Annotated in this window: 18 protein-coding genes and 7 tRNA genes; 2 read left to right on the top strand and 23 right to left on the bottom strand. The window is 45.0% G+C overall.

All coding sequences use genetic code 11. The features are described from left to right. Positions 1–11 precede the first annotated feature (11 nt). From queF to BM099_RS05665, 3 genes are read right to left on the bottom strand one after another with little or no spacing between them, the layout of a single operon-like run. Positions 12–836, bottom strand: a complete 825-nt coding sequence (queF, locus tag BM099_RS05675; RefSeq protein ID WP_090725607.1) for an NADPH-dependent 7-cyano-7-deazaguanine reductase QueF — start codon at positions 834–836, stop codon at positions 12–14. Beyond that, the gene (locus tag BM099_RS05670; RefSeq protein ID WP_090725604.1) at positions 836–1,609 is read right to left on the bottom strand and encodes an ABC transporter permease; all 774 of its coding nucleotides are present in this window, start codon (positions 1,607–1,609) and stop codon (positions 836–838) included. The genes queF and BM099_RS05670 overlap by 1 nt, the downstream gene beginning before the upstream one ends. Further along, positions 1,606–2,538, bottom strand: coding sequence for an ABC transporter ATP-binding protein (locus BM099_RS05665; RefSeq protein WP_090725601.1), 933 nt, complete (start codon positions 2,536–2,538; stop codon positions 1,606–1,608). Before BM099_RS05665 ends, BM099_RS05670 begins: the two co-directional genes overlap by 4 nt. 295 nt (positions 2,539–2,833) lie before the next feature. Between BM099_RS05665 and BM099_RS05660 the strand changes: the two genes are divergently transcribed. Then, a complete protein-coding gene (locus BM099_RS05660) occupies positions 2,834–3,229 on the top strand; it encodes a PA2817 family protein (protein WP_090725599.1) in 396 nt (131 codons plus the stop codon). 241 nt (positions 3,230–3,470) lie between these two features. Here BM099_RS05660 and BM099_RS05655 read toward each other — a convergent pair whose 3' ends face one another. The 12 genes from BM099_RS05655 to BM099_RS05600 form a co-directional block, all read right to left on the bottom strand. Further along, positions 3,471–5,069: a cache domain-containing protein gene (locus tag BM099_RS05655; protein ID WP_090725596.1), complete on the bottom strand. Its 1,599-nt coding sequence runs from the start codon at positions 5,067–5,069 to the stop codon at positions 3,471–3,473. 20 nt (positions 5,070–5,089) lie between these two features. Further along, positions 5,090–6,280 (bottom strand): hypothetical protein, encoded by a 1,191-nt coding sequence (locus tag BM099_RS05650; RefSeq protein WP_143083733.1) that lies wholly within the window; start codon positions 6,278–6,280, stop codon positions 5,090–5,092. Continuing rightward, positions 6,267–6,692 carry a type 2 periplasmic-binding domain-containing protein gene (locus BM099_RS05645; protein WP_198064043.1) on the bottom strand — a complete coding sequence of 142 codons (426 nt, stop codon included), beginning with the start codon at positions 6,690–6,692 and terminating at the stop codon, positions 6,267–6,269. Before BM099_RS05645 ends, BM099_RS05650 begins: the two co-directional genes overlap by 14 nt. Before the next feature lie 101 nt (positions 6,693–6,793). Next, positions 6,794–6,869: transfer RNA gene (locus BM099_RS05640), tRNA-Glu, on the bottom strand. 59 nt (positions 6,870–6,928) lie between these two features. Beyond that, positions 6,929–7,004, bottom strand: a tRNA-Gly gene (locus BM099_RS05635). Between the two features lie 66 nt (positions 7,005–7,070). After that, positions 7,071–7,146, bottom strand: a tRNA-Glu gene (locus tag BM099_RS05630). Positions 7,147–7,220: 74 nt separating this feature from the next. Next, a complete protein-coding gene (locus BM099_RS05625; RefSeq protein ID WP_090725588.1) occupies positions 7,221–12,257 on the bottom strand; it encodes a LamG domain-containing protein in 5,037 nt (1,678 codons plus the stop codon). Beyond that, entirely contained in the window at positions 12,258–12,581 is a 324-nt protein-coding gene (locus BM099_RS05620; protein ID WP_090725584.1) for a hypothetical protein, read from the bottom strand. It abuts the gene before it with no gap. 103 nt (positions 12,582–12,684) lie between these two features. Next, positions 12,685–12,760: transfer RNA gene (locus BM099_RS05615), tRNA-Gly, on the bottom strand. A gap of 25 nt (positions 12,761–12,785) precedes the next feature. Further along, positions 12,786–12,861: transfer RNA gene (locus BM099_RS05610), tRNA-Glu, on the bottom strand. A gap of 51 nt (positions 12,862–12,912) precedes the next feature. Next, a tRNA-Gly gene (locus BM099_RS05605) sits at positions 12,913–12,988 on the bottom strand. A gap of 39 nt (positions 12,989–13,027) precedes the next feature. Beyond that, positions 13,028–13,103, bottom strand: a tRNA-Glu gene (locus BM099_RS05600). A 264-nt stretch (positions 13,104–13,367) separates the two neighbouring features. Between BM099_RS05600 and BM099_RS05595 the strand changes: the two genes are divergently transcribed. Continuing rightward, positions 13,368–14,021 (top strand): glutathione S-transferase family protein, encoded by a 654-nt coding sequence (locus BM099_RS05595; RefSeq protein WP_090725581.1) that lies wholly within the window; start codon positions 13,368–13,370, stop codon positions 14,019–14,021. Positions 14,022–14,063: 42 nt separating this feature from the next. On the opposite strand, the gene BM099_RS05590 is transcribed toward BM099_RS05595, so the two are convergent. The 8 genes from BM099_RS05590 to BM099_RS05555 all read right to left on the bottom strand — a co-directional run bounded on the left by BM099_RS05590 (position 14,064) and on the right by BM099_RS05555 (position 23,103). Beyond that, positions 14,064–14,336: a hypothetical protein gene (locus tag BM099_RS05590; protein ID WP_090725578.1), complete on the bottom strand. Its 273-nt coding sequence runs from the start codon at positions 14,334–14,336 to the stop codon at positions 14,064–14,066. Between the two features lie 55 nt (positions 14,337–14,391). After that, entirely contained in the window at positions 14,392–15,552 is a 1,161-nt protein-coding gene (locus BM099_RS05585) for a YeeE/YedE family protein (RefSeq protein ID WP_232348840.1), read from the bottom strand. A gap of 181 nt (positions 15,553–15,733) precedes the next feature. Further along, on the bottom strand, positions 15,734–17,449 hold the full coding sequence (locus BM099_RS05580) for a sensor histidine kinase (protein ID WP_090725573.1): 1,716 nt from the start codon (positions 17,447–17,449) through the stop codon (positions 15,734–15,736). After that, positions 17,449–18,534, bottom strand: coding sequence for a substrate-binding domain-containing protein (locus BM099_RS05575; protein ID WP_090725570.1), 1,086 nt, complete (start codon positions 18,532–18,534; stop codon positions 17,449–17,451). Before BM099_RS05575 ends, BM099_RS05580 begins: the two co-directional genes overlap by 1 nt. 207 nt (positions 18,535–18,741) lie before the next feature. Beyond that, positions 18,742–19,440 carry a TIGR04282 family arsenosugar biosynthesis glycosyltransferase gene (locus BM099_RS05570; protein ID WP_090725568.1) on the bottom strand — a complete coding sequence of 233 codons (699 nt, stop codon included), beginning with the start codon at positions 19,438–19,440 and terminating at the stop codon, positions 18,742–18,744. Next, positions 19,437–20,147 (bottom strand): TIGR04283 family arsenosugar biosynthesis glycosyltransferase, encoded by a 711-nt coding sequence (locus BM099_RS05565; RefSeq protein ID WP_090725565.1) that lies wholly within the window; start codon positions 20,145–20,147, stop codon positions 19,437–19,439. The genes BM099_RS05570 and BM099_RS05565 overlap by 4 nt, the downstream gene beginning before the upstream one ends. Next, positions 20,147–20,956, bottom strand: a complete 810-nt coding sequence (locus BM099_RS05560) for a sterol desaturase family protein (protein WP_198064044.1) — start codon at positions 20,954–20,956, stop codon at positions 20,147–20,149. The genes BM099_RS05565 and BM099_RS05560 overlap by 1 nt, the downstream gene beginning before the upstream one ends. A 2-nt stretch (positions 20,957–20,958) precedes the next feature. After that, a complete protein-coding gene (locus BM099_RS05555; RefSeq protein WP_090725560.1) occupies positions 20,959–23,103 on the bottom strand; it encodes an FAD-dependent oxidoreductase in 2,145 nt (714 codons plus the stop codon). Between the last annotated feature and the right edge of the window lie 74 nt (positions 23,104–23,177).

Here is a 23,177-nt window from a genome sequence, read left to right as displayed (position 1 = left end):
TTGACGACTGACTATTGTCGACTAAGCCTAAGATTTACAGCAGCAATCGCCTTACTACTGCGCAGAGGATTGATATCCAACCCACCACGACGCACATATCTGGCATAAACTATCAGTGACTCTGGCTGACAATGCGTCCAAATGTCCATGAAGATATTTTCGACACATTGCTCATGGAAATCACCATGCTCCCGATAAGAGATTAAATACTCTAATAAGCCTTCCTGATTGATCTCCTTACCGACATACGAAATCTGTATAGAAGCCCAATCAGGTTGCCCTGTTACAGGACAATTGGATTTCAACAAATGACTATACAGCATCTCATCAACATGACGCTCGCCAGTCGACAATAACGATATTTCCGGCTGATAATGCGTAACACTGATATCCAGTTCATCCAGGCATTTTCCCTCGAACCGCCCTAGCTCAGGCATACCATCAGGATGAAAAAATTCAACCCTGACATCACCTCCGGCAGCCAGTGACAGATCATTTTGCATCAGGGCGATAACAGCCTCTTCATTTTCAAAGCGACTTAAATTAAAAGAGTTCAGGTACAACTTGAATGACTTAGATTCAATGATATTTCGAGAGTCGGCGGGTATCACAAAAGCCGCAATTCTGACGACCGGCTTGCCCTTAAGATTAAGCCAGGAAATTTCATAGCCGTTCCACAGATCTTCACCGTAAAACGGCAGATCAGCGCGTTCGATACCACGCTTGTGCCAATTTAAGTCACGCTGAATAGGAAACAGCAGCTGCGGTGAATACTGGTTAACATAGGCCGTATCGCTTCCCAGCGGTGATTGATCAAGAACCTTCTGCTCAGTCATTATTGCCTAATCCCCTTACCCATATTCAGTAACTTCAGCGCGATTGTAAACAAAACCAAATTAAACAAAATAATAACACCGAAAGCAAAACTGACATTAATATCACTACTGCCCAAGATGCCATAACGGAAGGTGTTTACCATATACAATATGGGATTGAGCTGCGAAACACCTTGCCAAAATTCGGGTAACAGCTGAATCGAGTAAAAGACGCCGCCCAAATAGGTTAATGGTGTCAGAATAAAGGTCGGTATGATGGAGATATCATCAAATGAATTAGCAAAAACAGCATTGATAAAGCCACCCAATGAAAATAACACCGAGGTCAGCATGACGGTTGCTATTGTCACCCAAAAACTATGAATCTGCAGCTTTGTGAAAAAAAGTGATAACAGCGTCACAATAAAACCAACCGCTAAACCGCGCGACACCCCCCCCAGCACATAGCCGGAAAGAATCACCCAATTCGGTGTTGGCGATACCAGCAGCTCCTCGATATTTTTCTGGAACTTGGTACTGAAAAAAGATGAAACTACATTACCATATGAATTCGTAATCACAGACATCATTATCAGTCCGGGAACAATAAACTCCATGTAGCTAAAGCCACCCATTTCACCAATACGGCTGCCAATCAGATTGCCAAAAATAATGAAATATAACGTCATTGTAATTGCTGGCGGTAATAACGTCTGTGCCCATATCCGGGTAAAACGCCTGATCTCTTTTCTGACAATGGTTATAAACGCAACCCATAACTCATGATGACTCATGCTTCACTCGTCTCCAGATTTTTTTCAACCATAGCAACAAAAAGCTCCTCCAAACGATTGGATTTATTACGCATACTCGTCACTTCAATATCTTGAGCTTCCAACTGTTTAAACAAACCGTTCAAACCTTTATTTTTATCCACTTGAACAACCAATGTATGCGGATCTTCAAGCTGACAAGAATAACCCTCAAAAGCCACATCAAGCGCCTGCTCTGGTCTTATATCCAAGATGAATGTTTCAGTATTCAGCTGTTGTAATAATGATTTTATAGAGGTGTTGTGTACAATCGACCCATGATCAATAATCGCTATATTCCGACATAGACTTTCCGCTTCCTCCAAATAGTGAGTCGTCAAAATGATTGTCGTTCCAGCTTTATTCAGTTCTTTAAGGAAGGCCCACATAGAGCGACGCAACTCAATATCAACCCCTGCCGTCGGCTCATCCAGAATCAGTAGTTTAGGCTCATGGACCAAGGCCCTGGCGATCATTAAACGCCTTTTCATACCTCCGGATAACATCCGCGCAGGCACATCGCGCTTATCCCAAAGTCCGAGCTTCTTTAAATACGTCTCGGCACGCTGTTTTGCAACGGCTACCGGGATACCGTAATAACCCGCCTGGGTACGAACGATATCGCCCACCTTTTCGAACATATTGAAATTAAATTCTTGTGGCACCACACCTAAACTACGTTTAGCGGCAGCCTGATCTTTTTCAAGGTCAAATCCAAAAATTTCAACCTGCCCACTGGTTTTATTAACCAGCGAGGAAACAATACCCAGAGTAGTAGACTTACCCGCACCATTGGGGCCAAGCAAAGCAAAAAAATCACCTTGCTGCACATCAAATGAGATGCCTTTCAGTGCTTCAAATTTATTACCATAGACTTTACGCAAATCTTTAATTGATAGCGCTATTGTCATTATTCTTTTTCCTGCTTATTGAGACGAGATAAACGGTGACCTTGATCACTATTTTTTTCAAAATATCCGATATTGTATCAGGTAAAATTAATAGTTTAATAAAAGCAACAGACTTATCCGCTAAGAGCTCGCCAACAAGAGCTATCCAGAATACATAATAATTATTGCCAGTTTGCTATCTAGCGGTTAAAGAAAACTTAAACCCTGAAACGGTTGTACAGCATTACGTCGTCAGCTTTCTGGCAGCCTACCCCCTCAAACGCTACAATGTCCCCAGACTTAATCGGAGACCCCCATGACACCTCACCAGTTACACCACCTGAACTTTCTTAAAATTGCCTACAATAACTTTATCAAGCAAGCACCCTTCGCGTCAGAGGAGATCTCTAGCGAAGAAGAACAGTTCATACTGAATTTCCAAAAGCTCATTCAAGATTTCGAAGCAGGTTCTGAAAATGTGTACAACGATGGAGAGAATTTCATCGACCAGGCCTTCAAAATGTATCCGAGACTTGCACACCTGATGGCGCGTGATTTGCTGTGGTATTTCGGCGGAAAATGCCTGCACAACATGCCAGACTCTGAAATTGACAAATTTCAGATCCTGGATGAATTACGCTTCGAAGCTGAAGAAAAAGGTGAAGAATTCGATTATCTGAATAAAAGAGCACACCTGTTTGGTTTGAATTAACGAGGGCTAAGCACAAAAAGTAAGCCTGGCAGCCCTTCATCATCAGCTTCTCTCGAGCATTTCAATGAAAAAGCCTCCATCAATCAACAAACGTGTCCAACGGCTCTTTGCTTTCAGGCTGTTCAAATTGATAATGAACGCTCATTTTCCAGGCTTACTTCTATAACCTCGGGTATCACTTCGGGCAATGGCTGTCAGCAAAATTGCTTATTAGCAATTCCCGTAAGCAAATCACGCCAGACTAACCAGGCAATCCACTTTTTCGCTCCGCTTCCCTTTTCTCTGTCATATCTATACCAACAGAAAGAATAATAGCCCGATGTTCTGAGCATGCCGAAATATAGGAGTGAATCCATGAAAAATCGCGTAATTGTCCTTTCAAGTCCAAGCTCTGACTATCCAAATAAACAAGGTTATCCAATCCCATATAAAGTCGGGTAATGCCGTCTAAAGCCTGTTGATTGAGCTCACTCGTAAAGAAAAGATCTACAAATTTGGGTAACGCTGCCTCCTTGGTTATACCGAATAATTTTTTACCCACATCATTAATCGTCAGCACAGTTCCATCCGTACTTTGAGTGACGATCACATTCTGTGTGTTGCCAACCAGATGAGCCACTCTCTCTTTTTCCAGCCTCAACGCCTTCGCCATACTTTCAATACACTGGCTGGACTTTTGCTCACCTTCGGACAAGTGTTCGACCATATCACTAACATCACGGACCGATAGAGAAATTTCTGATATCTCATCTTGAAAGAATAACGGGTCTTGCCGCGCATCAATTAGCCTACCAGCGCACTGTTCTTTAGCCGAACTCTTTTCTATAACTAAACCCTGCTCTTCAACTAAATCCTGTTCTTTCAGAAAACCCTGCTCTTTAAGAAAAAGAGTCACGTTTAATAAACGCCGAGCAACTTTTGAAGCACACACAAAAGCAATCATTAATAAAAACAGACTACTGATTATCAAGCCGACGGCCAATTGGTTTTTTAACGCCCGTATCGCCTGATATCGAATGGTTCCATCAATCATCAACACCCATACGGTGTCTGTGAAAGCAACACTTGCCGGTACTGTAAAATAAATTTCATAGTGACGATCAAACACATCTACCCGGTATAATGTTTCGTTAGAAATATTCGTTATCTGTTGACTCAACGTTTGTAAAATTTGCATATTTTTATTTCGCTGCGTGAGCTGGGTAAAATCTAATGACCAGGCGTCAATATCTGATGCATTTTCGAGATTTTTTCTAGCGATACCTATGTCAACCGCCGTTAATTGTTTGAAATCCAGCACCATATCCTGCATCAACCGACCGAGCACTAACACCCCTTCTACCTTCCCTGAATTAAGTAAAGGAATAGCAATCGTGCGGATACATTGATTATCACAACGCATTTCACGTATAGGACGCTCATTTTTTAATGCAGGCTGAACCCCTGAGTTTGACTGTATATCGATATTTCCAACTGAAAACACCAGTTGTCCCTGAGTATCGAATACCGCTGCACCATCTAATATGCCCTGAGCTTCAAGTTGAGGGAATTTTTCTGATATGGAGGAGTAAATATAATCTTTATAAAGTAGGTTTGAAGCCGTTTGCTTCATAATAAGAATAGTTTGCCCCACTTCCAGAAGTTTATGATAAGAAGTGGTTAATACGCCATCGAGTGCCTTAAGGTTACTTTTAAAGGATACTTGCTGATCCAGCTCATATTGCCGCTCAATTTGGCGTCCGACGTAACTGTAAAGTCCCACGTGAATAGATAATACCGCCAATAAGAATGGCATCCACAGTTTCCAGCGAAGACTAATAAAGCGAGGGGATCTATTCATATAAATTTACACCTCGCTATTTAAAAACGATACGTCGCTTGCAGCAGATACATATTCCAATTTTTCTTTATCGATCCGATATCAGGGTTATCTTGCGCAGGCAACCAAACAGTTCCTTGCACATAATGCCACTCGGCTCGAAAGCTGATATTTTGCGAAGCCTGCCAACCAAGGCCTATCGTGTAATCTTTTGCCCACATAAAGTAAGCCGGCAATCCCGTTAGCTGCTCAGCTTTTAAACCCGATCTATCATTCTTATCAAGATAAAAAACATCTCTACGGATTAATAAATCCCAGTCCCGGTTAAAACGATATATTGCTTGCAGGTAATATGAGTCTGAATTGTTATTCCCATTAAGCTCAAAAAAACCACCCAAATCACTTCGATCCACACTGACTAGCATATACTCTGCAGCCAATGACCAACTTTCGGTATTATATTGCCCGCTCGCCACAGCAACATCAAAATTCACGTCGCCTTGGCTTAAACCTAACTCGCCTAAAGAACCAGGCTTATAGCGTAAATCATACCGCCCTAACGTTATACCTAGTCGCCATGTTTCAGCATCATCCCCCAACGTGACACGTGACATAACACCATTGCTATCTGTAAAGCTCCCTGAATAATTCGATCTTAAATACGCATATTCAGCCTGATCACCCTCTCTGGGTTTTCCTATGACAAGGTCAACATCAATACGCAGATCGGATATCGGAAAGTAGCCATATGCCATGACGCCATCCGCCGAGATCTGGATTTCTCTTATTACATCTAAATAGATGGATTGGGGTAGTACTATTGAGGGCCGGGTAAAGGACACATCACGCGTTTCATTATAGAAACCGTAAGGCAATTTAACTCTACCCACTCGCAGCCCAAACTCATTGTAACTGCCCACTGAAAAACTGTAATCCGCCAATAAATAATCAATCTGTGGGGTACCATCGTCAACGTTTCCAAAGGGACGTGACATAATTTGTCCAGAAAAATGCATATTACTTAATGGTCGCCATGTAGCGTACACCGCTAACTCACGAAAATCTGAACTAACCCCTTCGCTACTTTTTCCTGCAAAATTATTATTGTCCGTTGCAACCAACCCTTGTGTTATAAATCCACCCACATACCATTCAGACACATTGTCCTCGGCCAGTAAGCGGCCAGAAAAACACAACAAGCAACATAAAGATAACAATCTAGCGTATTTCAATGATGTTCACTCCTTTCAATAAAGGCAAACTGTTGTCATCAATATATCCAATGGAACTCTGGGTGCTTTTAACACGCACAAGCATTTCCTGAATGGAGGGAACTAATATTGGAGGATAGCCAGCACCGCTATACACAGAGCGATCCCATATCATTCTTAATTGATAAGGGAACATATTTAATTGTGTTTTAACAAATGAGCGATGCAAAGGATGTGAATCAGGGAGTACAAAAACATGAATAGCGTTCTGATCTGGCCAACGAGTTGAACGCATCGTAAAAATAGAACGTAATTCTTGAGAAGAAAGGCTACTAACTTTAACATCCGGATGCACAATCACTGAATCTGCCCCAGCAAGCTGAGACATCATAAGTAAGAAAACAGCCAAGTATGTTCGTCGTTTATGCGTCACTACGGTCCCTCGTAAAGCGACATAACTAGCCAATCAAAATATAATCATCTGATTATATAAAAATACGTTATCAACAGTAATGTTTTTAGTATTTAAAAAGATGGCGTCCCATAGGGGGTTCGAACCCCTGTTACCGCCGTGAAAGGGCGGTGTCCTAGACCACTAGACGAATGGGACTTATATGAAACGTTAAGCTTTGAAACCTTAAGCTATAAAACGTTAAACCTTAAAACTTTTGGAGCGGGAAACGAGATTCGAACTCGCGACCCCGACCTTGGCAAGGTCGTGCTCTACCAACTGAGCTATTCCCGCAACAATATTTTAGTTAGTAGCGTGCGTTAACAACATTCGTTAGCAACACTCGTTAACAACTAAAAATGGCGTCCCATAGGGGGTTCGAACCCCTGTTACCGCCGTGAAAGGGCGGTGTCCTGGACCACTAGACGAATGGGACTTTTCAGTGAGAGCAAGGCTCATCAAAGAGGCGCAAATCTTATTGATTCCAACGACCTATGTCAAGAAGAATTATCACCACTGACGTTGAAAAATCACCCTATCATTGCTTCTATATTGACCGAAAATAATATTTGCAGAAGGCGCGTCATCAAAACTACCATCACCATCCCAGTCAAAGAAAAAATAAGGCATTCGTGTCAGATCAACCGCAACACCTACCACACCGGTATTCCCTGCTCCCGGCGCACTCATTGTTACTCCAGCATCGCCTGCATCCACTCTAAAATCTGCTCCACTATGCGCATAGGCGGCCGCCGTCTGGCCTGAAGCTATAAGAGCACCGTCATTATCAGAATAAGTCACTTCTGAGGTTAACCATGCACTGCAACTATCTGTGCTATTAAGGATATAGCCCGACCCGTCATAATACTCAGCTACCCAAGGCAAAGATAAAGGCTCAGTTTCAGGCCCATAAGCATCAGCGAGTCTGAGTCGCCCAAAACGAAGCTCTTTTGCAGGGATATTACTGATAGTAAAACCACTACACCCCTCTTCCAGCCAATCTCCATCGGCATCCGAGTCGATTCGGTAGCAAGCACCATCAGCATCGGTAAGATCTGCTGTCGCCAATGTTAGATCAACAAGGCCAGCAAACGGCGCTTCTGAGGCCCCCCGAACATATTTAATCGAATCGTTCGTCAGACTATTGATTGCCGTTCCGTCATAATCTGCGTCAGTCCCGCCCCATGTATCTGTCGATGTATCAACCGTACTACTCAAGGTCGCCGCCACAGAAGCACTCTGATCGGTATAGAAACGACTGCTGCGCTGAGCCGCCAATTTCCACAATGAGCCACCATAATTATAAACACGCCCGCCTACTGCGCTATAACCGCTAACAACAAGCTCCGGTGGTGTTTGATACCCGATCTCTTCATCCATGTAAGAGAAATCCCCCGATGAACAATGCGCTTGCCACTCAGGTGAATTTGCCGTCACTGCAAAAAACCAGGGCACAAAGCGCCCTACCGCTTTAGCTGTCTGACTAATACTGTGTCCGTAATAATCAGCATCCCTGGTATACAAGTTGATAATACCGACTTCTGAATAACGAGCAGCCACATCCTCAAATACACCGGAACTAAAACCCGACGAGATACCGGTCCAGGCAACGCTATCACTGGCAACCAGAGCACCGCTAGCAACGGATAAAGTGCCGCCGACACCACCTGCAGCCTGAGTTGGCGTCTGTAAGCTAATGCCCAACTCCGCATTTGAAGGCTGGTAATTAGGCGTCACCGCACCACTTGCACACTGACCGGAAACACTGACAGTAAAAGGCCTGTCAGCAGCCCACACAGCGCCTCCGGAAACAGCCGTATTATCCAGCATTAAGCCAGATCCGTTATCCGCTACCAACGACAATAAGGCAGGATAAGCGACAAAGGAATCCGCACCATTGAAAGTCTTCAGCCCGACGGTCAGCGCTGCGTTCAACCCGACCACGCCAGCATCCGGATACTGTATAGAAATACTGCCCTCACCTTGCGAATCAAAGCGCACCGCTACCGGCGTACCAGGCGCAGCAGATGACAATGGATAAGCGACTCCGTCAGAGGTTAAAATAAGATTTTGCGTCCCCGTCGATGGCGCAAGGTACTGACTATAAAAGTTAACCGTCCTGTTACCTGCCACTGCAGCGCTGCAACTCGGTGAATTATCAGATTTTTTGACCGCCTGGATACTAACAGCGAGGGATGTCTGACAGGACTGCGTATCAGGAATAGAAAAGACCAAACCGGAGTCCGAGACAGATAAATTGCTATCTTCCATATCAGAAGCGTTTCGCTTATCCGTTGAAACCCCATCGGTGACATTAAAATTAACCAATTCAGGATCAGACACAAGATCCGGATAAGATAAACTCAGTGTGACACTGCTCTCACCATTGTCCGGAAAACGATACGTTGCCTGCCCGCCACCTGAATTACTCAGCACACCGGACCCGGCAACAACAGACAACCACTCGCCTTTCATCGTTGAGGTGGATATCTGCAACAAAGCATCCTTAGCATCCACCGCCAAATCAGCATTATCATGCGCAGTAAAAGTGATATCTTCGGCTGAACAACTCACCATCGACATGTCGTGACTGATGGCATAGTGATTCACGACCACCGGCTCAGTACAATTACAGGAGCGCAGAGCCCCATCATAATTTCGGCCAGCCTCTTCATTAACAAAAATATCCGCAATGTCAAAAGCACTTAAATCAACATCGAAAATTTTGACTTCATCAATATCACCATCAAAAAAACGCGCCCCTATACCTTGATCCTGTCCAATCTGAAGATCATTACTATTAGTAATGAGCTGACCGGCAAATGTTCGACGTGCCGCTTCTTGCCCATCAATATAAATAATTTGAAGACCCGATTGATAGGTAATAGCGACGTGATGCCATTGATTTAAACTGATCTGCACCCCGGATGCAAAACTGCGGGTAACGCCACTAGCATCATTCCACCACCAGAAAATCTCTCGATTAGTGTTTACATGAAACTCATAGTTAGTGTCTTTAGAAAGGATAGTTTTCAACTCAGAAGGTGTGTTTTTTAGATAGACCCATGCCATGGCCGTTAAGGTATCGGGCAAATCAACTTCATTCGTGTCTGGCAGGCGCACATAATCATCAGCACTATCAAACTGAGCAAGACCACACACCTGCCCGCCTACAGTCGACAGCACGCCATTAACCGCATACGCATCCAGACGATTGGCACTGCTATCGACAACATCTTGCGCATCTGCCCAATTACAACTGTCGAAACGATAATTGACTACAGGCTCGGGAAAACCACAACGACGACTGCTGCCATCATAGTTATTACCTGCTGCTTGATTCGTATAAATAGTGCTGACCTGCGCAGCATTCAGCTCACTTGAAAAAACCATGGGCTCATCAACTAACCCTTCCCAGTCCTGTGCAGCATCGAAACGCCCACCCACAGAGTCCTGTTCCTGACCAATAATCAATCCGCCAGAGTCTACAGTCACCGCACCCGTATAGGTTGAAGTCTGACATCCCTGACTCACACCATCCAGAAACAAACAGTGACGCCCTGCATTTCGCGTCCATACATAATGATGCCAAACGCTATCATTAATAGCCGGCAACGAATAGGAGGCAACTATCCTGCCTTGAAAATAGAATTGCAACGACCTGGGATTGGAAAAATACATCAGCACTTCATTATTTTGCGAACTTGAGGCAGCAGAGAAAATCGTTTGAACCTGAGTGCGTGTAGAGTCTAACTTTCCCCATATAGAGATTGAGAAGTCACTAAGACCGTTAAGGGCAGCACTATCCAGAGAAGCATAATCATTGACACCATCATTAAGAAAGTCGGCTGCATTACACACGACCCCATCACTACTAGTCAGCATCGACTGGCTAGCTACTCCATGAAACGAATTAACACTGTAATCTTTTATCTCATCTGACACCCCCGCCCAAGCGTCTTCATCAAAATGCCAATCCGCATGAGGCAATGGAGGAACGGCGCTTGGAGGGGGGGGAGGGTCAGGACAGATTCTTGATGAGCCATCCCAGTTATCGCCTGCCAATTGATTGGCATGAACAGTGCTAACACTGGAAGCCGATAGTGCATTGCTAAAAATCATGGGCTCATCAACCAATCCTTCCCAGTCCTGATTAGCCGCAAACCCACCACCCACTGAATCCTGTTCCTGACCAATAATCAAACCACCAGGAGAGACGGATACAGCACCCGTATAGGTTGAAGTCTGGCACCCCTGATTCACGCCATCGACAAACAAGCAGTGTTGGCCTTGCTTACGTGTCCATACGTAATGATGCCATAGGTCATCATTGATAGCCGGCAACGAATAGCTGGCCGCTACGGCATTACGAAAATAGAGATGCAAAGTGCTTGTGTTGGAAAAAAACATCAGCACTCCATTTATATGCGAAGCAGAGGCCGCAGAGAAAATCGTTTGAGCCCCACTACGTGACGTGTCCAGCTTTCCCCAGACTGAGATCGAAAAATCATCAAGACCGTCAAGAGCAGCATTGCCTAGAGAAACATAATCACTTGTACCGTCCTGACGAAAATCTGCTGCATTACAGACAACCCCGTCCGTAGAATTAGTCATCGGTTGACTCGCTATGCCGTGGTAGTTACTTCCAGCAGAGTCCAGCACTTCATCAACAATCGCAGCCCATTGATTTTCATCAAAATACCATGCTGCCTGAATGACAGGTGTGGCGGGCGGGGATGTATGACACATACTCCCAAAGTCAGTATCATCAATTGAATCATCGTAACTGACAGAGGCGTTATCCTTCAGTTTTAACTCACCTTCTGACGATATTGCACCCAATACTTTACTGTTGTCTTTTATTTCTACTTTTTTTTCTGAATATATATAGCCCGCTAAACTAGCTGCACTTTCGACTGTTACATCATCAAAAGAATAAAGCACTAATCTGGAGGGATCGCCACTTTCTCCGCCATTAATGACTGACGACTCCTTAAACTTAGCTTTTTTCTCAATGTATATTCTTGCCGTACCGGAGCCCTGAACAATTAATTGGCTAGAATCTTTTATTTCTATTTCTTCTACAAAATAATCACCAGCGGTCAAATAAATAACCGAGCTATCTTCAACTTTTAGTTTTTTAAAATGGTATGAAGAAAAAGCAGCCGTCATAGACAAGCTACCGCCAGACTTTACCGTAACATCCTTATAATCATTAGCACTTATAGTTTGACTAGTACCGTCGACGACGAGGTTGTTGCTCGATGAATACTTGATATAACTACTGTTTAATTGAGGAGCCATAACGCCACTTGCACTACAGTTTACGCTACCACAACTGGAAACATCTCCCCTATTATCGATATCGGTTGTCACTAAAATAGCGTCAGGATTATTGAGTAATTGCGCTGAGTCTTCAAATTTTATTTTGCCAGCATTACTGCTATTAGTTAATCCATCGGCGAAAGTCGCCCGACATTCTGCTGCCTGAACCGACGTGATTAAACCAAGATAAATAAAAACACTTAAAAATAAACGAATCAGCATCTATAAGCTCCTCACCTCAGTTTCGATGGAAAGCGAGGCGACCTCAATATACTGAGCTTCATCCAACCGGTAGCTTACTTTCCGCGCTGCGATAGCCGCATTCGGTGCGCACTTGAACGGGAGTGCTTCAACTGGAATCCCGATCGCACCTGTGCTCAGAGCAACCCCAACCTGCCCCGAAGCATCAGCGCTTGCACCCGAATCAAACAAACTACCGGATGGGGAGTGACTGGAACCCGGATCAGGCACACTCATATTCTCAGCATTCGCATTTAACGAGAGTAAAAAGCAAAAACTAAAGAGACACCAGATGAGACTTTTCATGAACTGTACACATGCTCCATTTTGAAACCAATAAAGGCAACATATCGGCTATAAAAGACGAATATCAAAGATGTGAACAAGTATAGATGATGGATTGAAATTTTGGAGCGGGAAACGAGATTCGAACTCGCGACCCCGACCTTGGCAAGGTCGTGCTCTACCAACTGAGCTATTCCCGCTGATGCTTTCTGTTAAGAAAGTTGGTGGCGTCCCATAGGGGGTTCGAACCCCTGTTACCGCCGTGAAAGGGCGGTGTCCTGGACCACTAGACGAATGGGACATATCTTAAGCACTTTGAGAAAAAGTACTGTTAATCTTTTACATGAAAATATGGAGCGGGAAACGAGATTCGAACTCGCGACCCCGACCTTGGCAAGGTCGTGCTCTACCAACTGAGCTATTCCCGCAACATCATTTTAGTAGCTTATCATAGCGACTAAAATAATTGGCGTCCCATAGGGGGTTCGAACCCCTGTTACCGCCGTGAAAGGGCGGTGTCCTGGACCACTAGACGAATGGGACGCTACAACACTCAAAGCTTTACCTCAAATGCGGGGCGTATCTTATTCCCGTGACTGATTTTCGTCAAGCATTTTTTGAAAATAGATTTCCTATAAAATCAATTACTTCATTCTCCCCGCTTGTCTTCAACACCGAAGCAAATTATTAGCGATGAGTCAGACCTGAAATCAACACACTCCAATGAAGACAGATCTGGCCAAAGCAGCAGAAATCCTCTTAATATAGAAGCTTACACTTAACGTTTTTACCTAATGGAACTCTCAGATGAAGCCTGTACTCTATGGAGCCCCTCTTTCACCCTATGTTCGCAAAATAAGATTATTACTCGCATTCAAAGAAGTTGAATACGAATCAAAAATGATTGTTCCGTACGCCACACCAGAAGGATACGAACAATTAAATCCACTAAAAAGAGTCCCTGCGCTGGTTTATGGGGAGCATACTTTGGCTGATTCAGCTGTTATTGCTCACTTTTTAGATGCAACTTTTGCAGAAAAAAAGCTAATCCCTGAGGATCTTTTTCTGAAAGCCCGCTGCGAGTGGTTTGAAAAATACGCCGACTATGAACTCGCCTCACATACAACCTTTACCGCATTTAGCCAGAGGATTTTATCCCGGCTCGCCGGTAAACAGCCCGATGAAAAGGCGGTCAATATTGCCATTGAGAAGAAGCTACCTCCTCTGTTTGATTATCTTGAGTCACAGTTAAATGGCTTATTTTTTGTCGCAAACACACTAACACTCGCTGATATCAGTATCGCCAGTCAACTGATCTCTTTTGAGCACGCAGGCGAAAGCATCTGTGAAGAAAAATGGCCGAAGCTATCTCAATTTTACCAACACTTTATACAGCTAACGCCTGTAGGACCGATACTGTCAGCAGAAAAAGCAATGTTAAGAAAGCTATTAGGGGCCTAAAACCAGCAGCCTGAAAGTAGCCAATCACTGCTGTGAGCTCGATTACCGGTAAGTCCATTCGATATTCATAACCAGGCCGCTACGTACATCAATGAACCACTTGCGGCCGTCAAAACGGTACACCAACCGCGTCACCGAGCAAGTACGCCCTGAACCACAGCGGGTTTTCGTTTTATATTTTGTGATAGGTTTACCTAAATGTTCATAGACCTTGGAGAGTTCATCTCCCGAAGACAAAAGCTGCCCATTTGACAATCGTAAAGCAGTTGCCTGACAGCTCAAGAGTAGCAGTAAAACCAATAGTATTTGACGCATATTCACTCCATCTTCCTTGATGTTATGATTCCAGATTAAAACAAAGCCGCTTAATTCAACCTGACTTAAATCTGGCCTTTTTTGACGAGATAGCTTTTGCAAGATAATTAGCTGCTCTTGTAAGAGCAGGAATCACTAATACCTTAGCCTCTTCTTTTGAAGTTTTCCACTGACGATCCACCAAGGCGTCGGTCAATGCGGCGCCAGCCCACATAGAAGCCAATGCTATCCATGCTGTAATAGAAAAAGCCGATCCGCCAGTCAACCCTGCCCCAACAGCGCAACCACCGGCTAGCATTCCCCCCATCCCCATAAAAGAAGCACCAACAATATAACGAATCATACTACGCCCCTCCTGGAACCCCTGCAGTTTTAGTTCACGAGACAATAAAGCGGCTAAAAAAGAGCCTAAAAAAACACCCGGTACTAAACCAACATCAAAATCCAGCGCGGCATCAGTGGGTGTCAAAAGGTACATCAAGGTATCAGCAGAAGGGCCGGTAAAGGTCATACTTTCTACCTGAGTTGGATCAAATGTCTGATAAGACAAGTGATAGGTAAACCACCAGCCTCCTACAACCATAGAACCAACGCCAACGGACCCTATCCATGCCCAAGGGGTTAAGCGACTCTTAATACCGTAAAAAACAGCGACCAGCATACACACCAAACCGATATATATACCTGTGAATGAGCCCCAGCCCAAGAAAGAAATTAACTCCAAACCGCCGTCATTATGCAGCAGCCAAGCGCCGGCAATACTATCCCGCACCGGAGCCAATACGCCTTTCAATGATGCTTGTGCCACCGCGGCAAATAACAGGCCTGAAAACAGAGCTCTTAAATTGCCTGTCGCCGCCAGCACCAACAAACGAGAGCCGCAGCCTCGGGCCAAAATCATACCGGCCCCAAACAGCAACCCACCTATAACGGCTCCGGATAAACTCCCATAACTGGCCAGCATTCTTGAATCAGTGATATCCAGCTCACCCATTGTGATAAGTATTTGCGTTCCACCCACAGCAGCAGAAAAAGTCAGCAGCCAAATGGCAACTTTTTTACCAATAACACCCCGTGCAAACTCAACCACAGCAGCACGCAAACAGAACTGACTTTTCTGAGCAAAAGCACCAAACATGACACCAAGCACCAGACCACCAAAGGCATTCGTACCAGACTCACCCAATCGCGAGATAAGAAACTCAAAATCCATCATGCGCCTCTGCAGTATCAGAAATATGAAATTAGCATATAACTTTTTATCATATTGAATTTCACTTATAAAAAAGACCGCTCATTTAGAGAAGTCTTATATTAAAAAATATTATAAGTGATATACGACCTAACAGCCTTGCCACAGATCAAAAAACAACCAGGCGTCGTTAGCTTACCCTAAACTATTCATCCGCAACGAATGGCAATACAACCCGCAAATTGACCCCATCATCTCCTGATGTAATCGTCAGTTTCGCCCCTATGTATTCACAGCGTTCTTTGATACCGAGCAGCCCATAACCCTTATGCCCGGGAGCACTATCTTCAGAAGCATCCAGCCCTTGTCCATTATCTATGATGCTGAGCACTATCGCCTCTTCATCCGCATACAATGAGACGGATACCTCGGTGGCTAAAGAATGCTTCATAATATTAGTTAACGCTTCCTGCACTATGCGATACAGATGAATATCCGTTCCCTGAGGCATATTCACTTCATCAATGGCCAGTGCCACTGCAACACCCATTTGGCGCAAACTGCTCAACGTAGGGATCTGTTGTATGGATTGGTTCAACCCTAAATCATCCAGCTCAACTGGCCTTAGCGACATAATACGATCATAAACAGTGGCATACATATCAGACACCAACTGCTTGATTTTTGCACTATGTTCTAATGCCGTACTCTCCAAAGGAATTTTGTGCTCGAGCAATACTGTTTCAACTCTTACCGCTGTCAACAACTGCCCCAACTCATCATGAAGCTCCTGAGCAAGATGACTCCTTTCCTGCTCCTGGCTCCTCATCAATTGATGCAGAATGGCGCGTTTTTCTTGCAGAGTCCGTTCCAATTTCACATGACTACCTTTTAACTCAAAGCGACGTGCAAACAATTCATTAACAATAAGGTCTATCTCTTCGCCGATATGGTTAAACTCCTGAATGGCACCCTGCTGCCAGCCTAAACCTTTACCATTTTCAACAAGGTCCCGAATATACAACATCAGTTTTTGAAGTTGTTTATCAAGTGCCGCAGACAAAAAAGCAGCCACAGCAGCACTGACTAATAAGCCAATTAATGCCCCACTCACCAATAGTTTCATGAACTGTTTCGCCAATGAGTTAATACTCAGCGCTGAAGCGGATAGCTCTATCACCAAACCATCGCCATATACATTCAGGTTATCGGTATATTTTTCAAGCTCATTATCGTCTAACCAGGTAGTAGATTCTTCTATAGGCGCCGGCTTTGGTGAAAGGTATTCAGAAATGGCTACACCTGAAAACATCAGCTGCGCACTGCTTAGATCAACCACTGCACGGTTCACCAGTTGATTCAACAGCAAAGAGTTACCTGATAGTTTTATGCCGCCGATCATACGTCCGATGACTTTTTGTTCAGCGTTGGTCACCAAGTAGTCTTTAGCCAACAGTACTTGCCCACCGTTACGAAAAGCGTTCCACCCCTGACTGGCTGCTTCAGAGTATGCGTTGTATACCTGCTGGCATATCTGCGAACCTATGTTAATCAAACGACTTTTAATCAGATAGCACTGACTATTATCCAGCGAGCTTAATACAATAAACTGGTATCGATGCATTGATGTAGAATGCTCATTTCCCATGATCAACTGTCGCAATGTAACCTCAGCATGCTGCTCCATCTCTTGCTGCAGTTCATGAGATGTCACCAGACTATTTAACTCTTGATCAATTAATTGCAAATGAGTATTTAACTCGTAGCGTATGGCCGCTGCGCTCTGGGACAGTGAGGCTAATGTCTCATTTTTTAAGATCTGATTAGTAGAGTGGTAAGCATTCAAAGCAAAAACAGAAAGGAAGCCAGACAGCATCATTAAAAACAGCAAGAACGTCAGAGTACGGAAGCGCAAAACCATTAACGTTTGCCCCCGGAATAAACGAAAGCCTCCTTGATGTAGCGCTCGATCAGACTCTCTTCCATGTCCTTTGTCAGCAAACGAAAATCACCCGAAAACACCTTGGGCACAGATTTTCCGAGCATATCCAGGCGAATGGCTTCTGCCATCGCTATACCACTTTGATCATTCACTCTCATTAACACAACATCCAGCAATCCCTCCTTAAACGCATCCAGCTCAGCCAAGCCGCCTCCCCAGCCATTGATAGCCACATCAGACCGGCCAAGCTCGTTGAGTGCGTCCAGCGCACCGAAAGCAATATCCGTAGCACTGGCATAAATATATTTAAGATTAGGGTACTTCTTCAGCATTGCGAGCACCGACAATTTGGCCTTCGCTCTACTTTCTTCAGTAAAATAACTAATCTTCAATTGATGGTAGCTTCCTATTTCACGCTCAAATGTCAAACCGCGCTCATCACTAACTACCCCCTTACCCCAAAAAACAATACCGTACTCAGAATCTTCTGGAAAACGTTGTTTGAAATACTCCGCTAATTTTTTAGCACCCTCGGCATGATCAAAACCTATATAGATCAAGGGCTGCACATCGTACCAATCGACAATGGGGCGTGTCAGGTTCTGAATAATAATCTTAGGCTTTGCTCGCTGAAGCAAAGCCTCAACCATCCGCTGCTGACGAATAGAGTTAATGGTGTAGACCAGATAATCCGGATCGCGCTCAAGCAACTCCATAATTTGAACTTCCTGACGATCCTGCTCAACATGAGGCTTAGTGAAGCGAATATCCAGCGTGTAGTCTATGCCCAGATCATCCAGTCGCCCCCTCAGCGCACTGAGACTCCGTTGCCAATAATCCGAGACCTGAAAACCGGGATAAACAATCGCTATTCTTATCGCTTTTTTCTGGTGTAATACAGGGAACGGCGAAACATGCTCAATAAGAGATTTAAACTCAGTGTCATTGACCACGTGCGTAGATGAGCCGGCACTATAAGAAACACATAATAAGCAGGTTACGAGGAGTAACTTCATGCGATGTGTCAGGTGAAAAAATCCAATGTACTGTATCTTTATATCCATATATAAGCACTTTAAAATAAATGAGGGTTTACTCAGAACAGTGTAACTTTCATTATTTTATAGTGTAACTTTGATTATTTTGCAGTGATATATTTTATTTTATATCCAAACGCTCCTGCTCTATCCAAAAGCGCACCGGCCAGTTGCGTATTTGCCAGAAGGCGAACTGATAAGGCAGAAAGTAAGGGTTTAGATAAATAAGTGTGTTTAAGACTTGTCAGCGCATTGCGATAAACCGCCACACAGGTATGGAAACTGCTGACAGAGCCTCACCAGATCTTCAGGACGGTCAACATCCCATAAAGTGAACGGCTCATGCCAGCGAAAGGAAAGCGCTTTTAGCTGCGAGCGCGTCTGCTGCATCACCCTATCGCTGCCCCATTCAATATTGTCAAAAATATCACTGAATGAGACTCCAGCTGAGTCTTCAACTGAGGCTCCAACCGAAAGAGTAGAATCATAAAACGGCAGGCCCACCAGGGTATATCCACCATCTTCGGCCGGTATAAAAACCGCATCGTGACTTTCAAGCGACAAACAACAGCGTTGTAAAATATCCGCATCTATTGCCGGACAATCGCTCCCTATCAATAGCGCGCCGCTTTGGTTTTCCCTCAGCACACTGAGCAGTGCATTTTGCATACGCTCACCCAGATCCACGCCTTTTTGCACCCGATGAATTAAAGGGTAACTGATAAGCAAATGATCGATAAAGGGATGTGCGTTATTCTCAGGCGTGAACAGATAGATAGGAAAACAGGCTGACGCTACTGCACGCCGGATAGTATGTTCCAACAACAGTGCATGTAATTTTGCTGCACCTTCGGCTCCCAGTGCAGGTATTAAACGCGTTTTAGCCACCCCCGCAACCGGAGCTTTAGCAAAAATAATTAAAGCCGTACTCATTTATTATTTTTCCCGACACGATAACCATAGCGCTCTGCGAGCTTGTCAGGCGCCTCACCACACCAATATGCCCACCTGAGTGACCACATTAAGACGATGGTTCGGATCGCCCCTTTTTGCTCCCAGCGTCGCCCTGATGTGACGACTTTTTGCCTGATACAGACCGGACGTACTTCGCTTAAAAGGCGCCGGGAAATTTCAATATCTTCCATCAGTGGCTGATCGGGGAAACCACCGACTTTATTAAACAGTGAGCGGCTAACAAATATCCCCTGATCACCGGTGGCAATACCGGTAATGCGAGAACGCATATTCATAAAAAATGCGACAATCGGCAACATCCTGTGCTGGCCATCAATCGTCACATCAAACCGGCCCCAATAGTCATAAACATCACGCTGAATAGGTAATAACTCCATCAGGTTAGCGGGTACGTCAGTATCCAGATGCAAAAACAGTAACAACTCAGCCGACGAAGCCTGCACTCCGGCATTCATCTGTTTTGCCCGGCCGGCAGGCGATTCCACAAGCTTATCCACCCAGCCCCGAGCCAGCTCCATACTCGCATCCCGACTCCCACCATCTACGATAATCAGTTCACATTGGGGCCGTAAGTATTGCAGCGCCTGCAACTTAGCGACAATAATACGTGCCTCATCCAGCGTTGGAATAATGATAGAGACAACGGGGGTGGGTGATGCTGACATCAAGGCACCTGACGAGAAGATCGAAGCCTTTGCAAAGGCAACTTAAGCAATGCAACAAAACCTAAGGCCGCTTGCTGTCGATACTCAGACAAGCCTAATTGCATCTGTAGATGATTATCCTTAGGCTCAAGCGTATAGGTTGAAAACAGACGATCCCACACCGACAGAAAAAAACCATAATTACTGTCTGTTTCTTGCTGATAGACAGAATGATGGATTCGATGCATATCGGGAGTACAGATAACCCACCGAAGGGTTTTATCTATTCCCGAGGGTAAGCGGATATTGGCATGCGTAAAAATGGCTGAAGCATTGAGTACAACTTCAAACACGATAACGACCGCAGGATCAATGCCAAAGACGACAATGATGACGGCTTTGTAGAGCAAAGATAAAAGGATTTCTACCGGATGAAAGCGCAAAGCCGAGGTCACATCCAGATCTAGATCCGTGTGATGTACCTGATGCAGACGCCACAGCACTGGCAACTTGTGGGTTACCCAGTGCTGCCCCCAAATAGCCATATCCAGTATTAAAAAGCCCAACACAGCAGAGATAACCAGCGGCATCTGCAACCAATGAAAAAGCCCCAACGGCTGTTGCTGAGCCCAAACAGCGGCGCTCACGGCAATAGCGCCTACCGTCAAGCGTACGATGAGCGTATTCATCAGAATAATGCCCAAATTTATCCCCCAGCGTGTCAGACGAGACTCTCGCCAGGCACGCTTAGGACGAAACCATTCAATCCCGGCACATATCAAAAAAGCACTCAGAAAAAAGACCAGCCTGAAGGTTGCCTCTTCTTGCACGTTTAACTCCTGCGCCATGTATGAAATCGTTCCAGCCACAGCATCACTTTTGGCGATACATGTGCCCGTTTCCACTCCCCGGCGGCATACTTATTCGCTTCCGAAAAAGTCGGGTAAGTATGAATCGTGCCGAGTAGTTTATTTAAGCCAAGTCCGTATTTCATCGCCAACACAAATTCAGCCAGCAATTCAGCGCTGTGCTTACCGACAATAGTCACACCGAGGATTTTATCTTTTCCTGCGAGCGTAATAATCTTAACAAAGCCATGATCATCGCCATCCGCAATAGCTCGATCAAGATCATCAATCCCATAACGCGTTACTTCATAGTCTAAACCTTGCGCCTTTGCTTCACTCTCACTCACACCCACACGTGCCACTTCAGGGTCGGTAAAGGTTACCCACGGAATAACCCGATAGTCTGCCTTAAAGCGTTTAACCCCACTAAACAGCGCATTGACCGCCGCAAACCACGCCTGATGCGCTGCTACATGCGTAAACTGAAAAGGTCCGGTAACATCACCGCATACGTAAACATTTGGAAAGCGCGTCTGCATAAAACCGTTACACTCCAGTGTTCCATTTTTTCTGCTTTCAATGCCTAATTTTTCAAGCCCGAAACCACTGACATTGGCTTCCCGTCCTAACGCTAACAGTAACTTATCAAATGGCAGCTCTACCACTTCCCCTGCCTGCTCTATCAGCAGATAAGCCTGTCCTTCACGTACGATCACTTCTTTTGCCGTACTCGACAGATGAAGCGCGATGCCTTCCTCTGTAAATTGCTGTTCTACCAGCGCTTGCGCTTCCTGGTCTTCTCGTGGCATCAAGTGAGCGGGTCGCTGCACAATACTCACCTCACTTCCTAGCCTTGCAAACGCCTGAGATAACTCACAGCCGATAGGCCCGCCGCCTAATACAACAAAACGTTTCGGCAACTCGTTCAGCTCCCACAAACTGTCAGATGTCAGATAATCCACCTGATCCAACCCTGGAATATTGGGAACACGTGGGCGCGCACCCGTGGCTATAATGACAGACTTAGCAGATAAGGTTTGCTGCTCCCCATTTTCCTTGGTGACTGACACTTCCCATGGAGAAACAATGTTGGCCGTACCCTGAATAACATCCACACCCAGCTTGGTATAACGTTCGACCGAGTCATGTGGTTCGATCTGTTGAATCACATTTTTGATACGCGCCATTACTCCGGGAAAGTCGACGTCGGGTTCAACCGCCTTAATACCAAACTGGCCTGCCTGTCGCATCTCGTAGGCTTGTCGCGCCGAGCGAATTAATGCTTTGGACGGCACACATCCGGTATTCAGACAATCGCCACCCATCTGATGTTTTTCGATCAAGGTAACCTTGGCTTTCACCGCAGCAGCAATATAGGCACTCACCAAACCACCACTACCGGCACCAATCACAATCAGGTTAGTGTCAAATTTTTTCGGTTTATTCCAGCCTTTATATACCTTACGGGCCTTTACCGTTTCTACGATTTTTCGGGCAATCAGGGGAAAAACTCCGAGTAGCGCAAATGCACCAATAATCTCGAAGGATAAAATACCCGACAATGAATCAATTTTAGCCAACTGCGTCCCCGCGTTAACGAAGACTAAAGTCCCCGCCAGCATCCCTAACTGACTCACCCACCAGAATGTTTTGGCAGGCATACGTGTAAGCCCCATTAACAAATTGATCATAAAGAAAGGGAAAATAGGTATCAGACGCAAAGTAAACAGATAGAAAGAACCGTCCTTTTCAACACCAGCATCTATCGGTGCGATAGAGGAGCCGAATTTACGGCGTACCCAATCACTGATCAGATAACGCGACGCCAACATTGCCAGGGTAGCGCCTAAGGTTGAAGCAAACGAGATCAGAATACCGCCCCATAACAAGCCAAAAAGTGCCCCACCGGCTAATGTCATGATCACCGCGCCGGGAATCGACAGCGCCGTCACCAGTACATAAAACACAAAAAAAGCGACACTAGCACCGACAGGGTGCAGATCGCGCCATGATATTAAAGCCGCTTGCTGTGATTTAAGGTTTTCCAGCGTCAAGAGCGAAAAACCACCGGCCTGCCAGGTAATCAGCAACGCAATAAGAATTAAAAATATAACGAATAGGCGCTTCATCGGTTACTCCCGATAATAATTATTTGAAGCCGTGGAAAACTCACCATTCACAAGCCGTTCGAGACTTGCTGTAG

It is taken from the genome of Neptunomonas qingdaonensis, assembly GCF_900113275.1.
Lineage (GTDB): Bacteria > Pseudomonadota > Gammaproteobacteria > Pseudomonadales > Balneatricaceae > Neptunomonas > Neptunomonas qingdaonensis.
This window is presented reverse-complemented; position numbering and strand designations above follow the sequence as displayed.

Excerpts from the sequence above, each read along its gene's own strand:
- BM099_RS05590 (WP_090725578.1), bottom strand. The coding sequence starts at position 14,336 with ATGCGTCAAATACTATTGGTTTTACTGCTACTCTTGAGCTGTCAGGCA.
- BM099_RS05660 (WP_090725599.1), top strand. The coding sequence starts at position 2,834 with ATGACACCTCACCAGTTACACCACCTGAACTTTCTTAAAATTGCCTAC.
- BM099_RS05655 (WP_090725596.1), bottom strand. The coding sequence starts at position 5,069 with ATGAATAGATCCCCTCGCTTTATTAGTCTTCGCTGGAAACTGTGGATG.
- BM099_RS05555 (WP_090725560.1), bottom strand. The coding sequence starts at position 23,103 with ATGAAGCGCCTATTCGTTATATTTTTAATTCTTATTGCGTTGCTGATT.
- BM099_RS05565 (WP_090725565.1), bottom strand. The coding sequence starts at position 20,147 with ATGTCAGCATCACCCACCCCCGTTGTCTCTATCATTATTCCAACGCTG.
- BM099_RS05585 (WP_232348840.1), bottom strand. The coding sequence starts at position 15,552 with ATGATGGATTTTGAGTTTCTTATCTCGCGATTGGGTGAGTCTGGTACG.
- BM099_RS05625 (WP_090725588.1), bottom strand. The coding sequence starts at position 12,257 with ATGCTGATTCGTTTATTTTTAAGTGTTTTTATTTATCTTGGTTTAATC.
- BM099_RS05665 (WP_090725601.1), bottom strand. The coding sequence starts at position 2,538 with ATGACAATAGCGCTATCAATTAAAGATTTGCGTAAAGTCTATGGTAAT.
- BM099_RS05575 (WP_090725570.1), bottom strand. The coding sequence starts at position 18,534 with ATGGATATAAAGATACAGTACATTGGATTTTTTCACCTGACACATCGC.
- BM099_RS05570 (WP_090725568.1), bottom strand. The coding sequence starts at position 19,440 with ATGAGTACGGCTTTAATTATTTTTGCTAAAGCTCCGGTTGCGGGGGTG.
- queF (WP_090725607.1), bottom strand. The coding sequence starts at position 836 with ATGACTGAGCAGAAGGTTCTTGATCAATCACCGCTGGGAAGCGATACG.
- BM099_RS05670 (WP_090725604.1), bottom strand. The coding sequence starts at position 1,609 with ATGAGTCATCATGAGTTATGGGTTGCGTTTATAACCATTGTCAGAAAA.
- BM099_RS05580 (WP_090725573.1), bottom strand. The coding sequence starts at position 17,449 with ATGGTTTTGCGCTTCCGTACTCTGACGTTCTTGCTGTTTTTAATGATG.
- BM099_RS05620 (WP_090725584.1), bottom strand. The coding sequence starts at position 12,581 with ATGAAAAGTCTCATCTGGTGTCTCTTTAGTTTTTGCTTTTTACTCTCG.
- BM099_RS05595 (WP_090725581.1), top strand. The coding sequence starts at position 13,368 with ATGAAGCCTGTACTCTATGGAGCCCCTCTTTCACCCTATGTTCGCAAA.